Annotated in this window: 19 protein-coding genes and 1 pseudogene; 16 read left to right on the top strand and 4 right to left on the bottom strand. The window is 65.7% G+C overall.

Annotated features, from left to right (window positions below; translation table 11 throughout):
• Window positions 1–44 precede the first annotated feature (44 nt).
• From araD to WDM94_03305, 14 genes are all read left to right on the top strand, one after another.
• Window positions 45–1,787 carry an L-arabinonate dehydratase gene (araD, locus tag WDM94_03370; protein MEJ0011664.1) on the top strand — a complete coding sequence of 581 codons (1,743 nt, stop codon included), beginning with the start codon at window positions 45–47 and terminating at the stop codon, window positions 1,785–1,787.
• On the top strand, window positions 1,784–2,728 hold the full coding sequence (locus WDM94_03365) for a Gfo/Idh/MocA family oxidoreductase (GenBank protein MEJ0011663.1): 945 nt from the start codon (window positions 1,784–1,786) through the stop codon (window positions 2,726–2,728). The genes araD and WDM94_03365 overlap by 4 nt, the downstream gene beginning before the upstream one ends.
• Before the next feature lie 12 nt (window positions 2,729–2,740).
• Window positions 2,741–3,658 (top strand): dihydrodipicolinate synthase family protein, encoded by a 918-nt coding sequence (locus WDM94_03360; protein MEJ0011662.1) that lies wholly within the window; start codon window positions 2,741–2,743, stop codon window positions 3,656–3,658.
• Between the two features lie 345 nt (window positions 3,659–4,003).
• On the top strand, window positions 4,004–5,065 hold the full coding sequence (locus WDM94_03355; GenBank protein ID MEJ0011661.1) for a maleylacetate reductase: 1,062 nt from the start codon (window positions 4,004–4,006) through the stop codon (window positions 5,063–5,065).
• A gap of 36 nt (window positions 5,066–5,101) precedes the next feature.
• Complete coding sequence (locus WDM94_03350) at window positions 5,102–6,415, top strand: ABC transporter substrate-binding protein (GenBank protein ID MEJ0011660.1); 1,314 nt, start codon at window positions 5,102–5,104, stop codon at window positions 6,413–6,415.
• A gap of 17 nt (window positions 6,416–6,432) precedes the next feature.
• Window positions 6,433–7,158 carry an ABC transporter ATP-binding protein gene (locus WDM94_03345; GenBank protein ID MEJ0011659.1) on the top strand — a complete coding sequence of 242 codons (726 nt, stop codon included), beginning with the start codon at window positions 6,433–6,435 and terminating at the stop codon, window positions 7,156–7,158.
• Window positions 7,155–7,859 (top strand): ABC transporter ATP-binding protein, encoded by a 705-nt coding sequence (locus WDM94_03340; GenBank protein MEJ0011658.1) that lies wholly within the window; start codon window positions 7,155–7,157, stop codon window positions 7,857–7,859. Before WDM94_03345 ends, WDM94_03340 begins: the two co-directional genes overlap by 4 nt.
• On the top strand, window positions 7,860–8,720 hold the full coding sequence (locus WDM94_03335; protein MEJ0011657.1) for a branched-chain amino acid ABC transporter permease: 861 nt from the start codon (window positions 7,860–7,862) through the stop codon (window positions 8,718–8,720).
• Window positions 8,720–9,781, top strand: coding sequence for a branched-chain amino acid ABC transporter permease (locus tag WDM94_03330; GenBank protein ID MEJ0011656.1), 1,062 nt, complete (start codon window positions 8,720–8,722; stop codon window positions 9,779–9,781). Before WDM94_03335 ends, WDM94_03330 begins: the two co-directional genes overlap by 1 nt.
• Window positions 9,782–9,784: 3 nt before the next feature.
• Window positions 9,785–10,651, top strand: a complete 867-nt coding sequence (locus WDM94_03325; protein ID MEJ0011655.1) for an intradiol ring-cleavage dioxygenase — start codon at window positions 9,785–9,787, stop codon at window positions 10,649–10,651.
• Window positions 10,651–12,390, top strand: a complete 1,740-nt coding sequence (locus tag WDM94_03320; protein MEJ0011654.1) for an FAD-dependent monooxygenase — start codon at window positions 10,651–10,653, stop codon at window positions 12,388–12,390. Before WDM94_03325 ends, WDM94_03320 begins: the two co-directional genes overlap by 1 nt.
• Window positions 12,391–12,486: 96 nt before the next feature.
• Complete coding sequence (locus WDM94_03315; protein MEJ0011653.1) at window positions 12,487–13,476, top strand: VOC family protein; 990 nt, start codon at window positions 12,487–12,489, stop codon at window positions 13,474–13,476.
• A 14-nt stretch (window positions 13,477–13,490) separates the two neighbouring features.
• Entirely contained in the window at window positions 13,491–14,108 is a 618-nt protein-coding gene (locus WDM94_03310; GenBank protein ID MEJ0011652.1) for a phospholipase, read from the top strand.
• Between the two features lie 126 nt (window positions 14,109–14,234).
• Window positions 14,235–15,143 carry an AraC family transcriptional regulator gene (locus tag WDM94_03305; GenBank protein MEJ0011651.1) on the top strand — a complete coding sequence of 303 codons (909 nt, stop codon included), beginning with the start codon at window positions 14,235–14,237 and terminating at the stop codon, window positions 15,141–15,143.
• Window positions 15,144–15,188: 45 nt separating this feature from the next.
• Here WDM94_03305 and WDM94_03300 read toward each other — a convergent pair whose 3' ends face one another.
• Complete coding sequence (locus tag WDM94_03300; protein MEJ0011650.1) at window positions 15,189–16,220, bottom strand: uroporphyrinogen decarboxylase family protein; 1,032 nt, start codon at window positions 16,218–16,220, stop codon at window positions 15,189–15,191.
• 206 nt (window positions 16,221–16,426) lie between these two features.
• Here WDM94_03300 and WDM94_03295 point away from each other — a divergent pair.
• Window positions 16,427–17,005 (top strand): annotated as a pseudogene (locus WDM94_03295) (VOC family protein).
• Between the two features lie 201 nt (window positions 17,006–17,206).
• Complete coding sequence (locus tag WDM94_03290) at window positions 17,207–17,887, top strand: glutathione S-transferase family protein (GenBank protein MEJ0011649.1); 681 nt, start codon at window positions 17,207–17,209, stop codon at window positions 17,885–17,887.
• Between the two features lie 43 nt (window positions 17,888–17,930).
• Here the strand turns inward: WDM94_03290 and WDM94_03285 are convergent, their stop codons facing one another.
• The 3 genes from WDM94_03285 to WDM94_03275 form a co-directional block, all read right to left on the bottom strand.
• A complete protein-coding gene (locus WDM94_03285) occupies window positions 17,931–19,268 on the bottom strand; it encodes an AMP-binding protein (protein MEJ0011648.1) in 1,338 nt (445 codons plus the stop codon).
• A gap of 111 nt (window positions 19,269–19,379) precedes the next feature.
• Window positions 19,380–21,146: an ABC transporter permease gene (locus WDM94_03280; GenBank protein ID MEJ0011647.1), complete on the bottom strand. Its 1,767-nt coding sequence runs from the start codon at window positions 21,144–21,146 to the stop codon at window positions 19,380–19,382.
• A complete protein-coding gene (locus WDM94_03275; GenBank protein ID MEJ0011646.1) occupies window positions 21,143–23,707 on the bottom strand; it encodes an ATP-binding cassette domain-containing protein in 2,565 nt (854 codons plus the stop codon). Before WDM94_03275 ends, WDM94_03280 begins: the two co-directional genes overlap by 4 nt.
• Window positions 23,708–23,712: the final 5 nt, after the last annotated feature.

The raw sequence follows: 23,712 nt of genomic DNA, 5'->3' as shown, positions 1-23,712 counted from the left end.
CCCGCGGCGGCGGGCGGGCCCGGCAATTGCATGAAAAGATGCCGATGACCTTCACGCCCGCGAAATGGCCGCGCCGGTTGCGGTCGCAGGAATGGTTTGGCGGCAACGGCCGCGACCAGATCTATCACCGCGGCTGGATGAAGAATCAGGGCTTTCCGCACGACCTTTTCGACGGCCGTCCGGTGATCGGCATCCTGAACACGTGGTCGGAGCTGACGCCGTGCAACGCGCACCTGCGCGGGATCGCCGAGCGGGTGAAACACGGAGTGTACGAAGCCGGCGGCTTCCCCGTGGAGGTGCCTGTGTTTTCGGCGGCGGAAAGCTCTTTCCGTCCGACCGCCATGATGTTTCGCAACCTCGCGGCGCTCGCGGTGGAAGAGGCGATGCGTGGTCAGCCGATGGACGGCGCCGTTCTGCTCGTCGGTTGCGACAAGACCACGCCGAGCCTGGTGATGGGTGCCGCGTCCACCGATCTGCCGTCGATCGTGGTCACCGGCGGGCCGATGCTGAACGGATACTTCCACGGCGAGCGCATGGGGTCGGGCACGCACCTGTGGAAATTCTCGGAAGCGGTCAAGGCCGGAGAAATGTCGCAGGAAGAGTTTCTGGAGGCCGAGTCCGGCATGTCCCGCTCGGCCGGTTCCTGCAACACGATGGGCACCGCCTCGACGATGGCGGCGATGGCGGAAGCACTCGGCCTGGCCCTTTCGGGCAATGCCGCCATTCCGGCTGTCGATAGTCGGCGGCGGGTGATGGCGCAGCTTTCGGGCCGGCGCATCGTGCAGATGGTCAAGGACGACCTGAAGCCGTCGGATATCCTGACGAAGCAAGCCTTCGAAAACGCCATCCGCGCCAACGGCGCGATCGGTGGCTCGACGAATGCCGTCATTCATCTGCTGGCGATTGCCGGACGTGTCGGCATCGACCTGTCGCTCGACGATTGGGACCGCTGCGGCCGCGACGTGCCGACGATCGTGAATCTGATGCCGTCCGGCAAATACCTGATGGAGGAATTCTTCTACGCGGGCGGCCTGCCCGTGGTGTTGAAGCGGCTGGGAGAAGCTGGGTTGCTGCACAAGGACGCCATCACCGCCTCCGGCCAAACCATCTGGGACGAAGTGAAGGATGTGGTGAACCACGACGAAAACGTGATCGTGCCGGCCGACAAGGCACTTGCCAGGCACGGCGGCATCGCCGTCCTCAAGGGCAATCTCGCGCCGAACGGCGCCGTCATCAAACCCTCGGCCGCGTCGCCGCACCTGATGAAGCATCGCGGACGCGCGGTCGTCTTCGAAGGCATCGACGACTACAAGGCGAAGATCGGCGCCGATGAGCTCGACGTCGACGAGAACTGCATCCTGGTGCTGAAGAACTGCGGGCCGAAGGGTTACCCGGGCATGGCGGAGGTCGGCAACATGGGGCTGCCGGCGAAGGTGCTGAAGAAGGGCATCACCGACATGGTGCGTATCTCCGACGCCCGCATGTCGGGGACGGCGTACGGGACCGTTGTGTTGCACACGTCTCCCGAAGCGGCAGCGGGAGGTCCGCTGGCGGTGGTGCGCGACGGCGACATGATCCAAGTGGACGTCGAGGCGCGACGCCTCCACATCGAGATTTCGGACGAGGAGCTGGCGGCCCGGCTGGCGATGTGGAAACCGCCCATGGAGCGGCCAGCTTCCGGCTACGCCTGGCTGCACCAGGCACACGTCCAGGGAGCCGACACCGGCGCCGATCTCGACTTCCTCAGGGGCTGCCGCGGCGCCGACGTCGGCAGAGAATCGCATTGATGCCGACGAAGGTCGCGCTCGTCGGTATCGGCAAGATCGCCCGGGACCAGCACGTGCCGGTGATCGCGGCGTCGCAGGATTGGGAGCTGGCGGCGACGGTCTCGCGTCACGGCAGGGTCGACGGCGTGGAAAGCTTTGGCGATCTTGGGGCGATGCTGGTGGCTCGTCCCGACATAGAGGTGGTGTCGCTATGCACGCCGCCCGTCCCGCGCTTCGCCGCCGCTGCCGCGGCAATTCGCGCGGGCCGTCACGTCATGCTCGAGAAGCCGCCGGGCGCGACGCTGGCCGAATGCTTCGAGCTCAAGGCGATGGCGGAGGCGGCAGGCGTCTCGATCTTCGCCACCTGGCATTCCCGCGAAGCAGCGTACGTGGCGCCGGCGAAAGCCTGGCTGGCTAACAGGCGTCTCCGCCGGCTGAAAGTGACCTGGAAGGAAGACGTCCGCAGGTGGCATCCCGGCCAGAGCTGGATATGGCAAGCGGGCGGCCTGGGCGTATTCGACCCCGGCATCAACGCGCTCTCCATCGTCACCGAGATCCTGCCGGAGGCGCTGCACCTGTCGTCGGCAACGCTGTTCGTGCCGGAGAATTGCGAAACGCCGATCGCTGCCAACCTGGCATTCGCCCATCCGCACGGCGCTGAGGTCACGGCCGAGTTCGATTTTCGCCAGCAGGGCGAACAGATCTGGACGATAGAGGTGGAGACCGACGCGGGCGCGATGGTGCTCGCGGATGGCGGCGCCAGATTGGCCATCGACGGAGTGGCGCAGGAAGCGGCCTCCGGGTCTTCGCATGCGCTTAGCGGGGAATATCCGCGTCTCTACGCGCGCATGGCCGCGCTGGTGCGAAACCGCGCGATCGACATGGACGTCGCGCCGCTTGCCCACGTTGCCGATGCTTTCTTGATCGGCCGGCGCGTCAACGTCGAAGCTTTTGTCGAGTAGGCGGAAAGCACCATGACAGACGTTCTCTCCGGCATCCTCCCCGTCGCCCCGACGCCATTCCATCCGGACGGGCGCCTGGATGAAGACGGCATGCGCCGCGTTATCGACTGCATGATCGACCAAGGCGTCGATGCCATTTGCATTCTGGCGAACTACTCTGAGCAGTTCGCCCTTTCCGACGAAGAGCGCGCGTCGCTGATGCGGCTCTGCCTGGAGCACGCCGCGGGCCGCGTGCCGATCATCGTTACGATCAGTCATTTCTCTACCGGCATCGTCGTGCAGCGCGCCAGGGACGCGGCGGCGACGGGCGCCGCCATGGTGATGATGATGCCGCCCTACCACGGCGCCGGCCTCTTCCCGCAGCCGCAAGGGATCTTCGAGCATTTCGCCGCGGTGAACGCGGCGATTCGCATTCCCATCATGGTGCAGGATGCGCCGCTTTCCGGCGTTCCGTTGCCGGTCGATCAGTTGGCGCGGCTCGCGCGCGAACTGGAGAACGTGTCCTATTTCAAGATCGAGGTGCCGTTTGCTGCCGACAAGCTGGCAGCGCTGATCCAGGCGGCAGGCGATCACATCAGCGGACCGTTCGACGGCGAGGAGGCGGTGACGCTGCTTGCCGATCTCGATGCCGGAGCGACCGGAACGATGACGTCCGCGATGTTTCCCGAGCAGATCCGGCCGATCGTTAAGGCGCATCGCGCCGGCGACCTGGACGCCGCACTCGCGCAATGGACGCGCTGCCTGCCGCTCATCAATCACGAAAACCGCCAATGCGGCCTGCGTGCCGCCAAGACGATCTTCGCCGAGGGTGGCGTGATCCGCAGCGACTACGTTCGCCATCCGCTGAAACCGCTTACGGATCGCACGCGCACGCGCCTTCTACAGCTTGCCCGCGATGCCGACGTCCTGGCGCTTCGCTGGGGCAAGTGAACCGAACAAGGTGACGTCCGTATACGCCATCCGCGGTTCCCGGAACGCTACCAGCGCCAGCGAGCGGGCCCTGCCCTGCGGCGTAGAGCGACGCCGGGCGTAGGTTAAACATCGTCCCGTCACTTCATCGACGCCGAGGATGCGCGCCGCTTCCGCCAAGCGGCGGACCACACTCCGCAGCCGGGTTGGGGCATCGGTAACGCGCAGGCGCTGGGCCGCGACCGTCGCCGGCCGGGGCGCGTTTTGGACAGGTGAACAGCGGAAACGTGCAGGAGAGAAGGGCTTGCCAGAGCTACATTCGAACCCCCTCGGCGTACCTGTCCTTCAAGGCCGGGTTGGAGAGTCATGGAGCCCTTCGTCTATCAGGCACAATCGCAACGGGTCGTGTTCGGCTCGGGGACGATTGCGGCCGTCTGCGAGGAGGTGAACCGCCTCGGCTGCTCGCGCGTGCTCCTCCTCTCGACGCCGCAACAGGAGGGGAGCGCGGCCACCGTCGCTCGCGGTCTCGGCAAGCTTAGGGTCGGCACGTTTGCCAAAGCGGCGATGCACACGCCGACCGAAGTCACCGAGGAGGCATTGCGGCTCGTCACGCAACTCGAGGCCGACGGCATCGTGTCGCTGGGTGGCGGTTCGACGACGGGCCTGGGCAAGGCGATCGCGCTGCGCACCGAGCTGCCGCAGATCGTCGTGCCTACCACCTACGCCGGCTCGGAAGCTACGCCCATTCTGGGCGAGACGCAGGATGGCAGGAAAACGACGATGCGCAGCCCCAGCGTGCTGCCCGAGGTCATCGTCTACGACGTGGAGCTGACCCTTTCGTTGCCCGTCGCGCTGTCGGTGACCTCCGGCCTGAACGCGATCGCCCACGCGGTCGAAGCCCGCTATGCGCGCGAGCGCAACCCGGTGATCTCGCTGCTGGCGCTGGAGGGCATGCGCGCGCTTTCCGGCGCGCTGCCGCTGATCGTGGCCAATGCCAACGATCGCGATGCGCGCAGCGACGCGCTATACGGCGCCTGGGCCTGCGGCACCTGCCTCGGCGCCGTCGGCATGGCCTTGCACCACAAGATCTGTCACGTCCTCGGCGGCACTTTCAACCTGCCGCACGCCGAGACCCACGCCGTCGTGCTGCCGCACGCGGTGGCCTACAACGAGCCGGCGACCGCCGCGCTGCTCAAGCCGCTGGCCGAGGTCCTCGGCGCTCCCAGCGCCGCAGTCGGGCTGTTCGATCTGGCGACGCGCCTCGGGGCGCCGAAGACATTGGCCGAGATCGGAATGCCGCACGACGGCATCGCCGCGGCAGCCGACGAAATTGCTGCAAGTCCGTACTGGAACCCGCGGACCGTCGAACGGGAAGGCGTCCTTCGCCTGCTCGAGGATGCCTACGCCGGGCGGCGGCCCGCCTCGTAAACGCCAACGAAAAATCGCGCTCAGGGAGGAGCCCACATGACAACCAGAAAAATTTCACGCCGCACCGTGCTGAAGGGAGCGGCGGCGAGCGCCGCGGCGCTCAGCACCAGCACGATCTTCGCGCCTGCCGTCCACGCGGCAACCAGCGTCAAGATCGGCTACGTCACGCCCCAGTCCGGCCCGCTTGCCCCGTTTGCCGAAGCCGATAAATACGTCATCGACACGATGACCAAGCTGATCGGCGGCGGCATCAAGGGCGCCGGCGGCAACCTGCCGATCGAGATCGTGGTCAAGGACAGCCAGTCCGACCCGAACCGAGCCGCCGAAGTCGCCAAGAGCCTGATCGTGGACGACGGCGTCAATCTCGTCGTCGTCGCCTCGACGCCCGAGACCACCAACCCCGTATCGACGGTGTGCGAGGCGGAAGAAGTGCCGTGCATTTCGACGATGGCGCCGTGGCAGCCATGGTTCATCGGCCGCCAGGCGAACCCCGGCGACCCCAAGAGCTGGACGCCGTTCAAGTCGACCTATCATTACTTCTGGGGACTGGAAGACATCATCGCCGTGTTCTCGGCGATGTGGAGCCAGCTCGACACCAACAAGCAGGTCGGCGGACTCTTCCCGAACGACGGCGACGGCAACGCCTGGGGCGACCCGAACGTCGGCATCGCGCCCGGCCTCAAGGCTGCGGGCGGCTTCACGGTCACCGATCCCGGCCGCTACCAGAACCTCAACGACGATTTCACGGCGCAGATCAACGCCTTCAAGAACGCCAAGACCGACATCGTCACCGGCGTCGTCATCCCGCCGGACTTCACGACGTTCTGGACGCAGGCCAACCAGCAGGGCCTGAAGCCGAAGGCCGTTACGGTCGCCAAGGCGATCTTGTTCCCGTCGTCGGTGGAGGCGCTCGGCGCGCTCGGCAACAACCTGTCGTCCGAGGTGTGGTGGACGCCGAACCATCCCTTCAAATCGGCGCTCACCGGCGCCTCAGGCCAAGATGTCGCCAAGGCGTTCACCGCCTTCTCGGGCCGTCCGTGGACGCAGCCGATCGGCTTCGTTTACTCGCTGTTCGAGGTCGCGATCGACGTCCTCAAGCGCGCGTCCGACACCGGCGATCCTGCCGCGATCATCGCCGCCATCCAATCGACCGATCTCGACACGCTGACCGGCAAGGTGAAGTGGAACTCGAACGCCGACCTTGGCCCGATCGCCGCCAACGTCTGCAAGACGCCGCTGGTCGGCGGCCAGTGGCGGACGAAGGACAACAAGTCGTTCGAGCTCGTCGTCGTCGACAACAGCCACGCGCCGGCGATTCCGGCCGGCGGCAAGATGGAGGCGATCAACTGATCGCGAAATAGAGGCCGATGCTGCTGACGCTCTCTGGTGTTTCGAAACGCTTTGGCGCCATCGTGGTCGCCGACAAGATCGACTTGTCGGTGGCCGACGGCGAGGCGCTCGGCATCATCGGGGCGAACGGCGCCGGCAAATCGAGCCTCTTCAACCTCATCGCCGGCGTCCTGAGACCGGACGCCGGCGCAATTTCGCTGGCCGGGCGCGACGTCACGCGCGCCTCGGTCCGCGATCGCTGCCGCGCGGGGCTCGGCCGCAGCTTCCAGATTCCGCGGCCCTTCGAAAGCCTGACCGTATTTGAAAACCTGCTTGCCGCGGCCGAGTTCGGCGGCGTGATCGGACAGCGAAACGCGCCCGACCACTGCGCCGATATCCTGCAGCGCACGGGCCTGCTGCCACGCGCCAACATCGTCGCCGGGCGGTTGACGCTGCTCGACCGCAAGCGGCTCGAGCTGGCCCGGGCGCTGGCGACCGAGCCGAAGCTGCTGTTGCTTGACGAGATCGCAGGCGGCCTGACCGAAGCCGAGGTCCACGAGCTCATTGCGCTCATCCGCGAGCTCAACGGCGGCGGCATGACCATCGTTTGGATCGAGCACATCGTTCACGCGCTGCTTTCGGTCGTCGGCCGGCTGATGGTGCTGGAGTTCGGGCGCAAGATCGCCGAGGGCGAGCCCCGCTCGGTGATGGCCGAGCCGGACGTGCAGCGTTCCTATCTCGGCATCGAGGAGGCGGTCGCTTGAGCGTGGTGCTCGACACGGTCGGCCTCGACGTCTTCTACGGCGACTTCCAGGCGCTGTTCGGCATCGACGTCGTCGTCGAGGAAGGCGAGATCGTCGCCATCATCGGCGCGAACGGCGCGGGCAAGTCGTCGTTCATGGCGGCACTGTCCGGCGTCGCATCGTCGCGGCCGGAACAGATCAGGCTCGACGGCGCGCCGGTCGGCGGCACACGCGCTTTCGACATGGTCAAGCGCGGCATTGCGCTGGTGCCCGAGGGGCGGCGGCTGTTCCCGTCGCTCAGCGTCGAGGAGAATCTCCAGATGGGCGCGCACGGGCGCAGCATCGACCGCGGCTGGACGCTCGAGACCGTTTACGCGCTCTTTCCCGTGCTGAAGGAGCGGCGTCTGCAGCCGTCGCCCTCGCTCTCCGGCGGCCAGCAGCAGATGGTCGCAATCGGCCGCGCGCTGATGGCCAATCCGCGCATCCTTCTCTGCGACGAGATTTCGCTCGGCCTTTCGCCTGCGGTGATCCGCGATGTTTATGCAGCCCTTGCCGAAGTGAAGCGGCGCGGGACCACGGTAGTGCTGGTCGAGCAGGATCTCGGCGCCGCGCTGAAGGCCGCCGACCGCGTTTATTGTTTCATCGGGGGCCGGGTCAGCCTCAGCGGCCGGCCGGCGGAACTCACCCGCGCCCAGATCCAGCAGGCTTACTTCGGTGGTTAGGTGAGCTTCCTCAACACCATCATCCAGGGAGCACTGCTGGGCGGGCTCTACGCCCTCTATGCCGTTGGCCTGGCTCTCATTTTCGGCGTCATGCGGCTTGTCAATCTCGCCCATGGCGACTTCATTGTGCTGGCCGCTTTCGTGATGCTGGCGTTTGCCACGGGGCTCGGTCTGCCGGCCCCGGTGGCGCTGGTCATCGCGCTGCCGTTCATGTTCGCGCTGGGCTGGGCGCTGCAGCGCCTTATCCTCAACCGGACGCTGGAAAACGATCTGCTCGTGCCGTTACTGGTGACGTTCGGATTGTCGATCATCATCCAGAACGGGCTGCTGCAGGTTTTCTCGGCCGACAGCCGCCGCCTGTCGCTCGGCCCGTTGGAGACGGCGTCGTTCTCGCTCGGCGGCATCACGCTGGGCGTCGTCCCGCTCATGACCTTCGCGGCCGCCGTGTTGGTCGTCCTCGGGTTGAGCTTCCTGTTTTATCGCACGGCGCTGGGCCGGACTCTTCGCGCGACGTCGGACTCGCTCAGCATCGTCGAGATCATGGGTATCGATCCGCGCAAGGTCTTCGCCGTCGCCATGGGGATCTCGTTCCTGGTCATCACGGTCTCCGCGTTTTTCATGGGCGTGCGCGCCAATTTCGACCCGAGCGCAGGCCCGGCACGTCTGCTCTACGCCTTCGAAGCGGTGGTGATCGGCGGCCTCGGCAGTTTCTGGGGCACGCTCATCGGCGGCGTCATCCTTGGCGTCGCGCAGACGCTGGGCGGCTCCATCAATCCCGAGTGGCAGCAGCTTGCCGGCCATCTCGTTTTTCTCGTCGTCATCATCGTCCGCCCGCGCGGCCTCCTGCCGAAGGTCGCGTGATGGCGAAATATGTCTCCGTCACCACGACCGACATTTCGCGCTGGGCACTGATCGGCTCGACAATTGTCGTCGTGCTGCTTGCCGCGGCGCCGCATTTCGTGCCGCGCTCGCTGTTGCAGGATCTGCTGCTGATCTTCCTGCTGGTCGCAATGGCACAGTGCTGGAACCTGCTGGCCGGCTATGCCGGGCTGATCTCGGTCGGGCAGCAGGCGTTCGTCGGCCTCGGCGGCTATGCCCTGTTCGCGGGCATCATCACCTTCGGCCTCGATCCGCTGCTCGCCGTGCTGCTGGCGACGATCGTGGTCGCCGCGATCGCCGTGCCCGTCGGCATCACCGTGCTGCGGATGCAGGGCGCCTATTTCGCCGTCATCACCTGGGTCGTGGCGGAAGTGTTCCGCCTGCTGCTCGCCCAGTGGAAGGCGCTTGGCGGCGGCACCGGCACGTCGCTTCCGGGCGCGGCGCTGAACCGCGTCGTCGGCATCGAGTGGGTCGCCGAGCTGTTCGGCGTCAGGGCCGCGGCGGCGCGCGAAATTCTGGTTTACTGGATCGCGCTCGCGACCATGATCGCCGTCATCGCAGCGATCTACTGGCTGCTGCGCTCCCGGCTTGGACTGGCGCTGTCGGCGATCCGCGACGGCGAGATCGCGGCCGAAAGCGTCGGCATCGACGTTTGGCGGAACAAGCTGCTGGTCTACACGATCGCCGCCGCCGGCACCGCCGCTGCGGGCGCGCTCTACTTCCTCGACACCGGCCGCATCTCGCCGGATGCTGCCTTCTCCGTGCTCGACTGGACCGCCTACGTCATCTTCATCGTGGTGATCGGCGGCATCGGTACCATCGAGGGACCGATCGTCGGCACTGTCATCTTCGTCGTACTGCGCTCGACGCTGTCCGGCTACGGCCCCTGGTACCTGATCCTGCTCGGCCTGCTCGGCATCGCGGTCATGCTGATCGCACCAAAGGGCATTTGGGGCGTCTTCAGCGCCCGCACCGGCATCCATCTCTTCCCGACGCGCCGCCGCCTTGAACCGGCGTCGCCGTCCGCAACACCGGAGGCGTGACTAATGTCGACACGCGACTTCAACGAAGACTCCATAACCGAGGCCGTCATCGCCCGCTTCAAGGACACACCGAACCCGAGGCTCAAGCGCATCATCGACAGTCTCGTCCGCCACGCCCACGATTTCGTGCGTGACGTCGAGCTGACGCAGGACGAGTGGTTCGCGGCGATCATGTTCCTCACGCGCACCGGCCACATGAGCGACGACAAGCGGCAGGAATTCATCCTGCTCTCCGATACGCTCGGCATCTCGATGCTGGTCGACGCCATCAACCACCGCCAGCCCGCCGGCGCCACGGAGACCACGGTGCTCGGTCCTTTCTACGTTCAGGATCCGCCGGTGAAGCCGAACGGCGCCGACATTACCGCCGGCCTGGAGGGCACTCCGCTCTACGTCACCGGCACGGTGACCGCGCCGAACGGCGCCAAGCTGCCCGGCGCCATCGTCGACATCTGGCAGGCCGACGACGACGGCTTCTACGACGTGCAGAAGCACACCGACGATCCGAGCCTGCGCGCGCGGCTGATCGCCGACAAGGACGGCCGCTTCGCCTTCTGGACGATCGCGCCGAAGTACTACCCGATCCCCGACGATGGCCCCGTGGGCGAAATGCTGAAGGCGACCAAACGTCATCCGTACCGCCCGGCGCATATCCATTTCATGATTGCGCACGCCGGCTACGACACGCTGGTCACCCACCTTTTCGTCGATGGCGACCCCTATCTCGATAGCGACGCCGTATTCGGCGTGAAGCAGTCGCTGATCGTCAGCCTCGCCAAGGAGACGGGGCAGGCCCCCGGCAAGCCGCTGAAGGGCGGTTGGGAGAGTCTGGACCACACATTCGGACTGAAGCCCAGGGAGCGTGCGTGATGATCGAGACCGATGTTCTGGTGGTCGGCAGCGGGCCGGCGGGTTCGACCTCGGCGGCGCTGCTTTCGACGTACGGCATCGAAAGCATCCTGGTCACCAAATACCGGTGGCTGTCGGACACGCCGCGCGCCCACATCACCAACCAGCGGGCGATGGAGGTGATCCGCGACCTCGGCCTTGAGCAGGAGGCGATGCTCTATGCGACGCCCAACGAACTCATGGGCAACAACGTGTTCTGCACGTCGCTGGCCGGCGAGGAACTCGGCCGCATGCGGAGCTGGGGCTCGGATCCCTACACGCAGGCGCGTCACAAGATCGCCAGCCCGACCACGATGGTCGATCTGCCGCAGAATTATCTTGAGCCGATCCTGTTCGGCGCCGCCTGCGAGCGTGGCACGCGCGCCCGCCTGTCGACCGAATACCTGTCGCTCGAGCAGGACGCCAACGGCGTCACCGCAACGGTGCGCGACCGCGTGAGCGGCGAGACCTATCCGATCCGGGCGAAGTATCTGATCGGCGCCGACGGCGGCAATTCCAAGGTCGCCGCCGACATCGGCCTGCCGATGGAAGGCAAGATGGGCGTCGGCGGATCGATCAACATTCTCTTCAAGTCCGATCTGTCGAAGTACGTCGCCCACCGGCCGAGCGTCCTCTACTGGGTGCTGCAGCCGGGCTCCAACGTCGGCGGTATCGGCATGGGCCTCGTTCGCATGATCCGGACATGGAGCGAGTGGCTGATCGTGTGGGGCTACGACATCAACCAGCCGCCGCCGGAAGTGACGAAGGAGATCTGCGAGCAACTCGCGCACCAGCTCATCGGCGATCCGGACATCCCGCTCGAAGTGACGTCGTGGTCAACGTGGACCGTCAACCACATGTTCGCCAAGAGTTACCAGAAAGGCCGCGTGTTCTGCATGGGCGATGCCGTCCACCGCCATCCGCCGTCGAACGGCCTCGGCTCCAACACGTCGATCCAGGATGCCTTCAACCTCGCCTGGAAGCTGGCGATGGTGATCAAGGGCCACGCCTCGGACAAGCTTCTGGCGAGCTACGACGCGGAGCGTTCGCCGATCGGCAAGCAGATCGTCGAGCGCGCCAACAAGTCGATCGCCGAGTTCGGGCCGATCTTCGGTGCGCTCGGCCTGCTCGAATCGACGGACCCGGAAGTCATGAATGCCAACATGGAAGCGCGGAAGGCGGCATCGCCGGAAGCGATGGAACGGCGCAAGCGGCTGCGCGAAGCGATCGCCTTCAAGGTCTACGAATTCGATGCGCACGGCGTCGAGATGAACCAGCGCTACGGCTCGGACGCGGTGGTGATGGAGAGGGGCGATGTGCACACGTTCAAGGAGGACCCCGAACTCGTCTACCAGCAATCGACGGTGCCCGGCGCGCGCCTGCCGCACGTCTGGCTGACCAGGGATCGCACCAACTACTCCAGCCTCGACATCGTCGGCCACGGGCGCTTCACGTTGCTGACCGGCATCGGCGGCGACGGCTGGCGCAAGGCGGCCACCGCGATCGGGGCAGCAACGGGATTGCCGCTGGCGACGGTCACCGTGGGACCGGCGTGCGACTACGAGGATCCCTTCGGGGACTGGGCGCGCGCCTCCGAGATCGAAGACGACGGCGCAATTCTTGTCCGGCCGGACGACGTTGTTGCGTGGCGGGCAAAGAAATGGACCGCCGGCGGCGAGGCGGCGCTCGCGGCTGCTTTGGCCCGCATTTTGGGGAAATAGCACGATCGTTTCGTGCAGTGTTTTTGGCGGGAACGTGCAGGTGAACCAGGGCGGGCGCCGCCTAGTCTTTGGACAATGCCTTTTCCGGAGGAACCCATGCGCGAAGAACACACGCTCGTCACCGGCATCCATCACGTCACGTCGTGCGTAGGACGGGCGCAGGAAGACATCGATTTCATGACCAAGGTCATCGGTCAGCGCATGATCAAGCAGACCGTGCTGCTCGACGGCACCACGCCGATCTATCACCTGTATTACGCCAACAAGAATGCCGAAGTCGGCACGGTCATGACGACGTTCCCGTACCGTCAGGCGGGCATCATGGGCCGCCGCGGTTCGGGGCAGATCGCAGGAACCTGCTATTCGGTCGCCGAGAACTCACTCGATTTCTGGGTCAACCACCTCAACAAGCACAAGGTAAAGCACTCGGGAATCCAGAAACGCTTCGGCCAGAACGTCATCAGCTTCCCCGACCCGGCCGGCAACGTCTACGAATTGGTCGGCGACGATCGCGACAAGCGCGCCGGCTGGACGACCAGCGAGATTTCCGAGGCCAACTCGGTCAAGGGTTTCAACTACATCGTCATGTCGGTGCGCGACGTGCAAAGCCAGCACGACTATTTCGTCGATGGTCTCGGCTTCAAGAAGTCGGGCGAGGAAGGGGCGTTCCACCGCTACGACATCCAGGGAGGCGGACCCTGCAAGACCGTCGTCCTGAAGCACGAGCCCAACCTGCCGCAGGGCAGCTGGACATTCGGCGAGGGCACCGTGCACCACGTCGCCTTTGCGGTCGCGAACGACGAAGTGCAAATGAAACTCAAGCTGTTCCTCGAGGGGCTCGGATACACCGACGTGTCCGAATCGAAGAACCGCGGCTACTTCCACTCGGTCTACCTGCGCTCGCCGGGTGGCATCCTCACCGAGTTTGCCACGACCGACATCGGCTTCATGGTCGACGAGAAGCTGGAAGAGCTCGGTCAGCACATGCTGTTGCCGCCGTGGCTGGAGGACCGTCGCGCCGAACTCATCGCGCCGCTCGAGAAGATTGTCGTGCCGGAATCGAACCGCCTGAAGGCCAGTACCTGAACCGGGCGAACCACGTGCATCAGAACGCGCCGGTAGAATACCGTACCGGTGCCAAGCCGGGGCTCACTGTCGTCCTGGTGCATGGGCGCACGCTCACCCCGGACTACATGCGGGCGCTCGCCGAGCGCATCGGCATTCCCGACATCCACTACGTGTTGCCGTCCGCTGACGGGAACACGTGGTACCCGAAAAGCTTCCTCGCACCGCTGGATGAAAACGAGCCGCACCTCGGCGGTGCGATCGCGCGCTACGAGTCGATTGTCGCCGGTCTCATCGGCGGCGGCGTCGATCCGGCAAAGCTGGTCGTCGGTGGCTTCTCGCAGGGCGCATGCCTGACCGCGGAGTATCTCGCGCACCACCCGCGCCGGCTGGGCGGCGCGATCCTCTGGACCGGCGGACTTATCGGTCCGGTCGGCACGACATGGCCGGCGCGCCGCGAGCTCGACGGGATGCCGGCATATATTACGACCAGCGAAACCGACCCTTTCGTCCCGGCGGCGCGCGTCCGCGAAACCGTGCAATGGCTGATCGGATCTGGCGCGATTACCACGGCCCGGGTATTCGCCGAACGCCCTCATGAAGTGTCCGATGAGGAAATCGGCTCCGCCCGGTGGCTGCTTTCGGGCATTTGATCCTAAAATCAGCCCGCGGCGACTTGCCACGGAGGCGCGCAGGGGCGACATTCGGGCCGCCCCTCCGAGGGAGGAAAGTGGAGTGGGCGTATAGAGGCCGAAAACGGCCCTGTCCGGGAGGACGCGATGCATAGAATCGAGCCGTTTCGGGTCGAAGAAACCCACGGGATTCTGACCCGCCCCGAAAACCACGTCCGCGCGTCGAGCGATAAGTTCGGTTGGACCTCGCTCTATGCCTCGGCGCAGCGCGAGCTTCCCTACGAGGGATATTTCCCCGCGGTGAACGACCAGTTGATCGTCCTCCATCTGGATGGACCGGTGCCGATCGATCGCCTGAGCGGGCCGAAACCGGCGCGCTGCGTGATGCCGGCCGGCGGTATCCATCTGGTGCCAGGCGGAATGGATTTCGGAGTCCGCCTGATGGGCGCGCTGTCGACGCTGCACGTCTACGTCCGACGCGCGATCATCGAGGAGGTCGCTGCCGATCTGCTCGACGGCGATCCCGCTCACGTCGAGATACCGGCGCAGTTTCTCGAGCCCGATGCGGCGATGCAGGCATTGCTCGGCGCCATCCGTGCGGCGCTGGAAGAAGATGCCTACGGCACCTCGCTCTACGTCGACTACCTCTCCCGTGCCATTGCCTCGCAGCTCATTCGCCGGCACTCGGGCAAGAAGGTCCGGCAGATGCCGTCGCTCGCCCCGATCAGCAACATCGGACCGCTGGTCGCCGAGGCGATGGAATACATGCGGGCACACGTCGCCTCGCCGATCAGCCTCGACGACATCGCCCACGCGGTAAATCGCAGCCCATCCCACGTCGCCCGGCAATTCCGCACCAGCCTCGGCATCCCGCCGCACCAGTACCTGCTGGTCATGCGGATCAAGCTCGCGCAGCGGATGCTGCTTACGACCAACGATCCAATTGCCGAGATCGCGTTTGCCTGCGGCTTCTCGCATCAGGAACACCTGACGCGCATGTTCCGCCGCTGGTGCAACACCACGCCGGCGACCTTCCGCAAGGCGTCGCGCAACTAGCGAGGTCCGCGGAGGGGCGCCGCTGTCTGGCGTCGCGGCCCGTCGTCAGCCAGCCAACTCGCGGCGCACGATCGCGGCGCCGTCGACCATCGCTTTCATCTTGCCGAGCGCGACCTCGCGCGGCAGATACTTGAGCCCACAGTCCGGCGCGACCACGATCTTCTCAGCCGGCACGTAGGGCAACGCCTTGCGGATGCGCTCGGCGACCTTCTCGGGCGTCTCGACGTTCATGTCGGAAAGATCGAGGACGCCGACGAGGATCGTCTTGCCCGGCAGCTTAGCCAGCACAGACGTATCGAGATTGGACTGAGCCGTCTCGATCGAGATCTGCTTCACCGGCGTATCCGCAAGTTCCGGCAGGAACGAGTAGCCGTGCGGCCGCTCGTGGATGATGGCCGCATAGCCGAAGCAGATGTGCAGCGCCGTCATGCCGACCACGCCGTCAAGCGCACGGTTCACCGCCTTCAGGCCGAAGGCGCGGGCCTTGTCCGGCCGCGCCTGCATGTAGGGTTCGTCGATCTGCACGATGTCGGCGCCGGCGGCGAAAAGATCCTTGATCTCCTCGTTGACCGCCGCGGCATAGTCGAGCGCCATCTCTTCCTCGCTCTTGTAGAAATCGTTCTGCGCCTGTTGCGACATCGTGAAGGGTCCGGGCACGGTGATCTTCACCATGCGGTCGGTGTTCGCCTTCAGGAATTCGAGATCGCGCACCTCGACAGCATGCTTGCGCCTGATCTTGCCGGCAACGCGGGGCACGGGATTGGGATGACCTGAGCGATCCAGGGCCGTGCCGGGATTGTCGAGGTCGACGCCTTCCAGCGCGGTAGCGAAGCGGTTCGAGTAGCTCTCGCGGCGCATCTCGCCGTCGGTGATGATGTCGAGGCCGGCTTCCTCCTGCGCCTTGATCGCGAGCACGGTGGCGTCGTCCTGCGCCTGCGCGAGATACTCCGGTGCGACGCGCCACAGCTCGAGCGCCCGCACGCGCGGTGGAAAGCGGCCGGCAAGTTTCTTGCGGTCGATCAGCCATTCCGGCTGCGGAAATGAGCCGACGAGCGTCGTCGGAAACAGCTTGTTCATAGGCGATGCCCCCCCTGGAATTGGAGCTTGTTCCTGCTCCTTCGTCCCAGCACTGGAGCCTATGGGAACCGCCCTCGATTGTCATGCGTCGGAGGCATGATTTTGCAGTAAAATCAGCGGCATCGGCGCCCTCAAATCGAGACGCGGCGCGCGCCGGGCGCTATGCTGTCCCGGGTTCAAAACGCCCGTTCCGGAGGAGCCAAAACTTGCGCAAGCTGCAGACACAGGGGGTCCATCACATAACGCTGGTCGGCGCCGACCGTCGCAGCACGATCGACTTCTGGGAGGGCGTGCTGGGCATGCCGTTCGTCTTCGATCAACCCAACCTCGATGTGCCGGAGGAGAGCCATCTCTACTTCGATCCGGGCGATGGGCGCCTGATCACGATCTTTACCAACGAGACGCGCAAGCCCGATCCGACGGCCAACCCGACGGAGATCGGCGACGTCCATCACATCGCTTTCAACGTCTCGCACGCGATGTTTGCGCAATGCGTCGAGCGCCTCGCCGAGCGCGGCATTTCGAACAGCGGGCCGAAGGATCGCGGCTTCATGGACTCGATCTATTTCCGCGATCCGCTCGGACAACTGCTCGAACTCGCGTCGTATCGCTTTTTTCCACCGGAGGGGCGGACGCATGCCGAGGTGCTGCTCGCGGCGCACCGCATTCGCGTCGCGCGCGGCGACTACAACATCAAGGAAGAGCACCTCGCCGACGCGATCGAGGACATGATCCGCGAGGATCGCGGCAGCCTGTCCAAGGATCGCTCCGCCAAGAACCCTTACGAGAAGGCCAAGGCCGGCGAAGGCAAGAAGCGGATCATGGGTGTCGAACCGGCGGCGAAGAAAAAGCGCGCTAGAGGCAGGGCGAAGGTGTCGTCCTAGGCCGCACGGGACGCTAAAATAGGCACGCGCCGCAACGTGTTAGCTACGATATCCGGAATACGGCCAGGGAAGCGACGGCCGGGCAAGAATGGGAGGAATGCAATGACCGCCAAGCTGTACATACTCGAGGTTTCCAACACGAGCCGTCCGATCCGGGCGCTGATCTCGGAAAACAAGCTGCCGATCGAGGAAGTAGCGCTCGATTTCTACAAGAGCGAGCACACCAGCGAGCCGTATACGTCGCTCAATCCGAACGGCCTGGTGCCGACGCTAGACGACGAAGGCTTTGTGCTGACGGAAAGCTCGGCGATCATGAAATATCTCGCCGAGAAATTTAACCTCGCGCTCTATCCGAAAGAGTTGAAGAAGCGCGCCAAGGTCAATGAGCTGATGGACTGGTTCAACACCGGCTTCTACCGCGACTACGCCTACAACGTCGTCTACCCGCAGATTTATCCGCACCACAAGCGGCAGACCGACGAGGCCCAGAAGCACACCATCGAATGGGGCAAGGGCCAGACCCAGAAGTGGCTGACGGTGCTGAACGAGCACTGGCTCGGCAGGGGCAACAAGTTCCTGGTCGGCAACGAGATGACCATCGCCGACATCTTCGGCTACGCGCTGATCACCTGCGGCATCGTCACGCGCGACGAGTTCAAGGCGTATCCGAACGTCGATCGCTGGGTGAAGGAAGTCGGCAAGCTGCCGAGCTGGCCCAAGGTCAACGCGGCGCTCACTGGGTTCCGCGACTACGTGAAGGATCAGTCGTTCGTCAACGTCTGAGCCGTTCGCGCTGACAGTTCGATGAGGCGCCCTTTGCGGCGCCTCATTCGTCTGCGGGCGTCGCGTTCGACCAGTCGACCAGCTTCGACTTGTAGCTGGAGCGGGCCAGCGCGCCGAAGGGCAGCAGCTCGATCTCGGTGCCGACGACCAGCGCCTCGCGAATGCGCGCCCGGAGACGCTCGCCGAGATCGCCCGAGGCGGCAACGCCGTCGCCGAGTTCGACCGCGACGGGTAGCGGCGGATCCTGCCGAAAGTGTTTGCGGCGCGGACGGACGGAGATCATGCCGCTCACCAAGGGGCTGAACTCATTGACTATTTCGCGGATGGCCGTGGGGAACACGTTGACGCCACGCACGATCAGCATGTCGTCGGTGCGGCCGATGCAGCGGACCCTCGGCGCCGTGCGGCCGCACGCGCACGGCGTCACCCACAGGCGGACATGGTCGCGGCTGCGGAAGCGAAGCAGCGGCGCCGCGCGATGGCGGAGATGCGTGTAGACCAGTTCGCCTTCGGTCCCATCGACCATCGGCAGCGGCTCGCCCGTTTGCGGATCGATCAGCTCGAAGTGCACGAAACCGCGCCCGGAGAAATGCATGCCGTGCTTCTCCGTGCATTCACCCCACAGCGACACCGATATGTCGCCGAGTCCCATCGCTTCGGTGACCTCGGCTCCCCACGCCACTTCGATCCTCGCGCGCACCGCAGGTTCACCACCGCCGGGTTCGCCGGCGACCAGCACCCGTTTCACGGTCGATGCGGCAAGATCGATGCGGCGCTCGTGGGCCCATTCGGCGATGTGGATCGCGTATGACGGCGTCAGCACGACGGTGTCGGCCTTCAGCATCTCGATCGCGGTGACGAGGCGGTCCGTGCTGCTGCCGCCGACGGGGATGTGGGTAAGGCCCATGCCGTTGAAGGCTTCCAGCGCGACCCCGGCGACGAACGGTCCGGCGTTGTACGTAGAGATGAGGCGATTGCCACGGCCGACGCCGGAGGCGGAGTAAGAGCGGCTCGAAATGCGAACCCAGTCGCTAACATCCTGCAGCGTCAGGGGCACATAGCTCGGCGTGCCGGTGGTGCCGCTGGTCGAGAAGACGCGGGCGACTTCCGAAAGCGGCGGAATGAGATGCGTTCCGATCGGATTTTCACTCGTGCGGCTGGCGCGCAACTCGTCCTTTTCGGTGAAGGGCAGCGCGCCGATCGCATCGAGGCCCCCGACGTCGGCCGCCGAGCGGAAGCCGGCGGCCGTGAGCTTGGCACGGTAAAACGCGGAGTCGACGAGGAGACGTGCGGCTTGCCGGCGATAGTCGGCATCGTCAATGCGCATCTGATCGGCCCACGGATGGGCCTCGACCTCGGCATCGAACATGGCGGCGGTCACGGCTGGGTGCCTCCGCCGAAGGAAATCGCGTTTTCCGGGCTGATCAAGCGACACTCCCTTCCTGATATTTCCGAATCCGCGTGCGTCGCGGCATCCAAGCGGGCGGCGGCGCTACGCCAACTGAAGATGAGCCTTGTAGATCGACCGCGCCGTCATCCAGTTCGACAGCATCCAATCGAGGTCGCCGTTGCGCTGAATGCGGCACTCGTTGAGCGCCGCCGCGAGATGCCGGCTGGAGAGCTCGAGGTCGACCTGATCGTCCAGCCGGTGTGCATACTTCGCCAGCGCCGCCGCTCCGGCGTGCAGCTCAAGCGCATCGCCGATCCGCTGCAGAACCTCGGCGCGCCAGAGCGGGTGTGCCGGATCCGTGAGCGGCCGCAGGCGCGCTTGCTGGAACTGCAGGGCGCCGACGAAGATCGCGAGCTGCGCGGCATTGCGGGTGTCGGCGGTCCGGATCGCCGCCTGCAACGCGTGGATGGCGCCCTCGGGCAGCGCCGGCACGCCGTCGAACCGATCCGATATCTTCTGCTGGAGCGTGTTCTCGGGGAGGATCGCCATTAGCGCGCGGACGCAATCAACGGCGTGGACGCTCAGTGCATCGAGCGCCGCCGGCAAGGCCGAGCGCGCCGCGATGTCGGCGAGATCGCGCTGCTCTGCCATCGTGGCGCCCGCCATCCGGCTTCGACGCGCAAAACCGGCGAAGGCGAAAGCGCCACCGCACAGAAGCAGCAACCCGGTGATGAGAGTCTGGTATGCCGCCAGCCACTCGTTCCACGAACCGACCGTCGCCCGCGTCCGCGCAACGATCAGCGCCAGGGCGAGGACAGCGAGGGCGACGCGGCTCTGGGCATCGAGGTACCAGCGAAGGCCGACCGGCAGGATGCTGCGGAACGTCTTCAGCCGGGCGAGCTTGAATTCGGCGAGCGCCATGCCGAGCGCGATCGCCAGGCCCTGGATGATGAACTGGAGAGACGACGTCAGCCCCAGCATCTTCAGCATCTGGCCGAGGTGGGTCAGGAATAGCGCTGCGCCGGCTACGGCGATCAGGCTGCCGACGCCGCCGCTGATCGCCGTACCGCCAAGCACGGCCGCCGCGATCGGCGCCAAAAGATAGGGATCGCCGACGTTCAGCGTCGGGTTGCGGATGAAGGCGGAGAGCAGGATTCCGGTGACGCCATAGAGAAGGCCCGCGCCGGCGAAAGCCGCGATCTGGTAGCCGGTGACGCTGAGGCCGGCGATCCATGCCGAGCGTGGATTGGCGCCGACTGCGACGAACCGGCGCCCAACCGTCGTCTTGCGGAGCACGAACGTCAGCAGCGCGATCAGGAGCGCCGCCACCCACACCGAGACGTTGAGCCCGAGGTATCGCGAACTTCCCCAGTCGGCGAGCATCGGCGGCACGCGCGCTTCCTGCGGCAGCGACTCGCGGTACCAGAGCGTGGCGCCGGCCGTGATGCCGGCGACCGCCAGCGTCACGATCAGCGCGTTCAGCTTGAGGACGGCGACCAGGATGCCGTTGACCAGTCCGACCGCCGTTGCGAAAACCAGAGCGGCGGCGATGCCGACGACAATTGCGTCGTCATGGCCGCCGGAGAAGCCGAGCAGGATGGTGCTCGACAACGCAATGATCGCCGGGATCGACAGGTCGATGCTGCGCGAGATGAGCGTCAGGGCCTCGCCCGCCGCCGTGATGGCAAGGAACGCCGCGAAAGGAATCGTCGCCAGTATCGAGTTGGGCAACAGGCTGCGCGGTGCGATGACGCCGCCGGCCAGCAGCAACGCGATCAGCGCGATCCAGATCGCGGCAAAGCGCAATTGCACGGCCGGCCGTCGCGCCGTCGCCATGCCGGAACCGGCTGCCTCGGCCTGACGACTCATGGCACGGCGACCGCCGTGCGCAGATTGGCGAAGCCCTTTTTGATCCGCGCCCAGCCCCGCGCCACCGGCTGCCAGCCGGAGTAGAGCAGAACCGCAAACAGCGTGAGTGCGCCGCTGATGATGATGCCTGCCCCGGTGTTGAAGCCGAGCAACGTGATGATGTTGAGCGTCAGCGTGAAGAACAGCGCCCCGAGGACGGCGCCGACGAAGGAGCCACGCCCGCCGGTAAGCGCCGCTCCGCCCAGGACCGCAGCCGCGATGCTGGTGAGGGTGTAGCTCGAGCCGACCGTCGGATGGCCGACGCCGACTTCCGAGCACAGCATGAAGCCGGCGGCCACGGCGAGGACGCCGGAGAACAGGTAGCCGCGGAGCTGCACCAGATCGATGCGGACGCCGTTACGCTTGGCCGCCTCTTCGCGAAAGCCGACCGCCCGAAGACGGAGGCCGCTGCGGGTGCCGTAAAGCCAGAAATCGCCAAGGACGGCCACCGCCAGAATGACGAAGAACGATACGGGGATCGTACCGACGCTGGTTTGCAGGACGTTGATGAAATCCTGGCTGATGACGCCGAACGGCGACGGGCGGCCGTAGAGCGCCAGACCCTGCAACAGGCTCAGCATCGCGATGGTAGTGATCACGGGATTGACGCCGATGAAACGCACCATGAAGCCGTTGACGAGGCCCACGGCCGCCCCGACCAGCAGACAGACGGCGACGCCCGTGAGAATGGCGCCGGGACCCATCGCGTCGGCGATGATGAACGACGCCAGGACGACGACAAGGCTCATCAGCGATCCGACGGAAATATCGAAGCCGCGCACCATCAGCACATTGAATTGGGCGATGGTGACCAGCGCCAGCGGTGCGGCAGCAAGCAGTATGTGGCGAATGTTGAGCGCCGACAGGAACACGTCGGACTGCGTCGCCGCATAGCCGCCGACAACGAGAGTCAGCACGAACAGGAAGGCGAGCGGCACCCACCACTTGTTGCTGTTGCCTGAAACGATGTCGCGGAGGCTCGCCCAGGAGAACAGGCCGTCGCGCGCCTTTTCGGCGACGGTCTCGGTCGAGACGGCAACCGCGCGCGAAGTGAGGAACGAGGCGACGATGCTTTCCTCGGTGATCGCCGAGCCCACCAGCGTCCGGATGATGCGGCCACGCGAGAACACCAGGACGCGGTCGCAGATGCCGGCGAGTTCCAGCGCATCGGATGAGTTGACGATGCAGGCGACGCCCTGCTCCGCCTTGGCGCGGATGGCGCGATAGATGTCGAAGCGCGCCTTGGCGTCGACGCCCTGGGTCGGCTCGTCGATCAGCACCACGCGCGCATCATGCAGGAAACTGCGCGCCAGCACCGTCTTCTGCTGGTTGCCGCCGGAAAGGCCGCTGATCGGCTGGTCGAGCGTCGGTGTCGCGATGCTGAGATCGTCGATGAGCGCCGCCGCCGCCGTGCGTTCCTTGCCGGCGGATACGACGCCGGCGTTGGCGAACCCTTCCAGCACCTGCACGGTCATGTTCTCGCGCACGCCGAGCGCCGGAAATATCGACTCGTGGGCGCGGTCGGCGCTGAGCGACAGGATACCGGCGGCGAGCGCTGCCTGCGGCGTCGTGCCCTTCACCTCCTTGCCGTCGCAAAATATGTAGCCGGTCGATGGCTCGATGCGGCCGAGCGCGCGGATCGCCTCGCGCTGCCCGTTGCCTTCGGCGCCGGCGAGGCCAAGGACCTCGCCGCGTTTGACGTAGAAGGTGACGTCGCGGAACCCGGCGCCGGTGAGGCCCGTCGCCCAGAACGAGACCTCGGCGGCTTCAATGTCCTCATGTCGCCGTGTCGGATATTCCGCCTCGATCGGCCGTCCGACCATCAGCGTGATGAGATCGTCTTCCGAGAGGCCCCCGTCGACCGAATAGGTGCCGTGACCTTCGCCGTCACGCAGGATCGTGACGCGGTTGGCGAGCGCCAGAATCTCCGGCAGCCGGTGGCTCACGTACACGACGGCAGCGCCTTTGGCAGTGATATGGCGGAGGATGCCGCTCAGCTTTTCGACGCCGGCGAGATCGAGGCTGGACGTCGGCTCATCGAGCAGAAGCACCTTCGGTTCGGTGGCGAGCGCCTTGACGATCTCGAGAAATTGCCGATCGGCCGGCGTGAGCTGCCCGACCAGCGTGTCGGGCTCGATGCCAAGGTCGTACGGCGCAAGCTGCCGCGCCGCCCAGCCGCGCGCCGCCGTTATCGAAGGCGGATCGAGTGCCGCGAGCACGAGGTTCTCAGCGACCGTCAGTTCGCGTACCAGCGAGTCGTCCTGATAGACGGTGGCGAGTCCGAGACTGCGAGCCAGCAGAGGATTGGCGACGGAAAGCAGTCGCCCCATGATCGAGACGCGGCCGCCGTCGGGAACGACGGAGCCGCTGGCGATACCCAGCAGCGTGCTCTTGCCCGATCCGTTTTCGCCGAGCACGGCGTGAATCTCGCCCGGCCGGACATCGAAGCTGACGCGATTCAGCGCCTGGACGCCGGGATAGCTCTTGGAGATATCGGTGATTTCGAGCGAGGGCCCTGCCATTCAAC

Origin of the sequence: Bauldia sp. (assembly GCA_037200845.1) — a bacterium.
In the GTDB taxonomy this organism is placed as follows: Bacteria; Pseudomonadota; Alphaproteobacteria; order Rhizobiales; family Kaistiaceae; genus DASZQY01.
The sequence above is the reverse complement of the archived record's forward strand: the minus strand, read 5'-3'. Positions and strand labels throughout refer to the sequence as shown.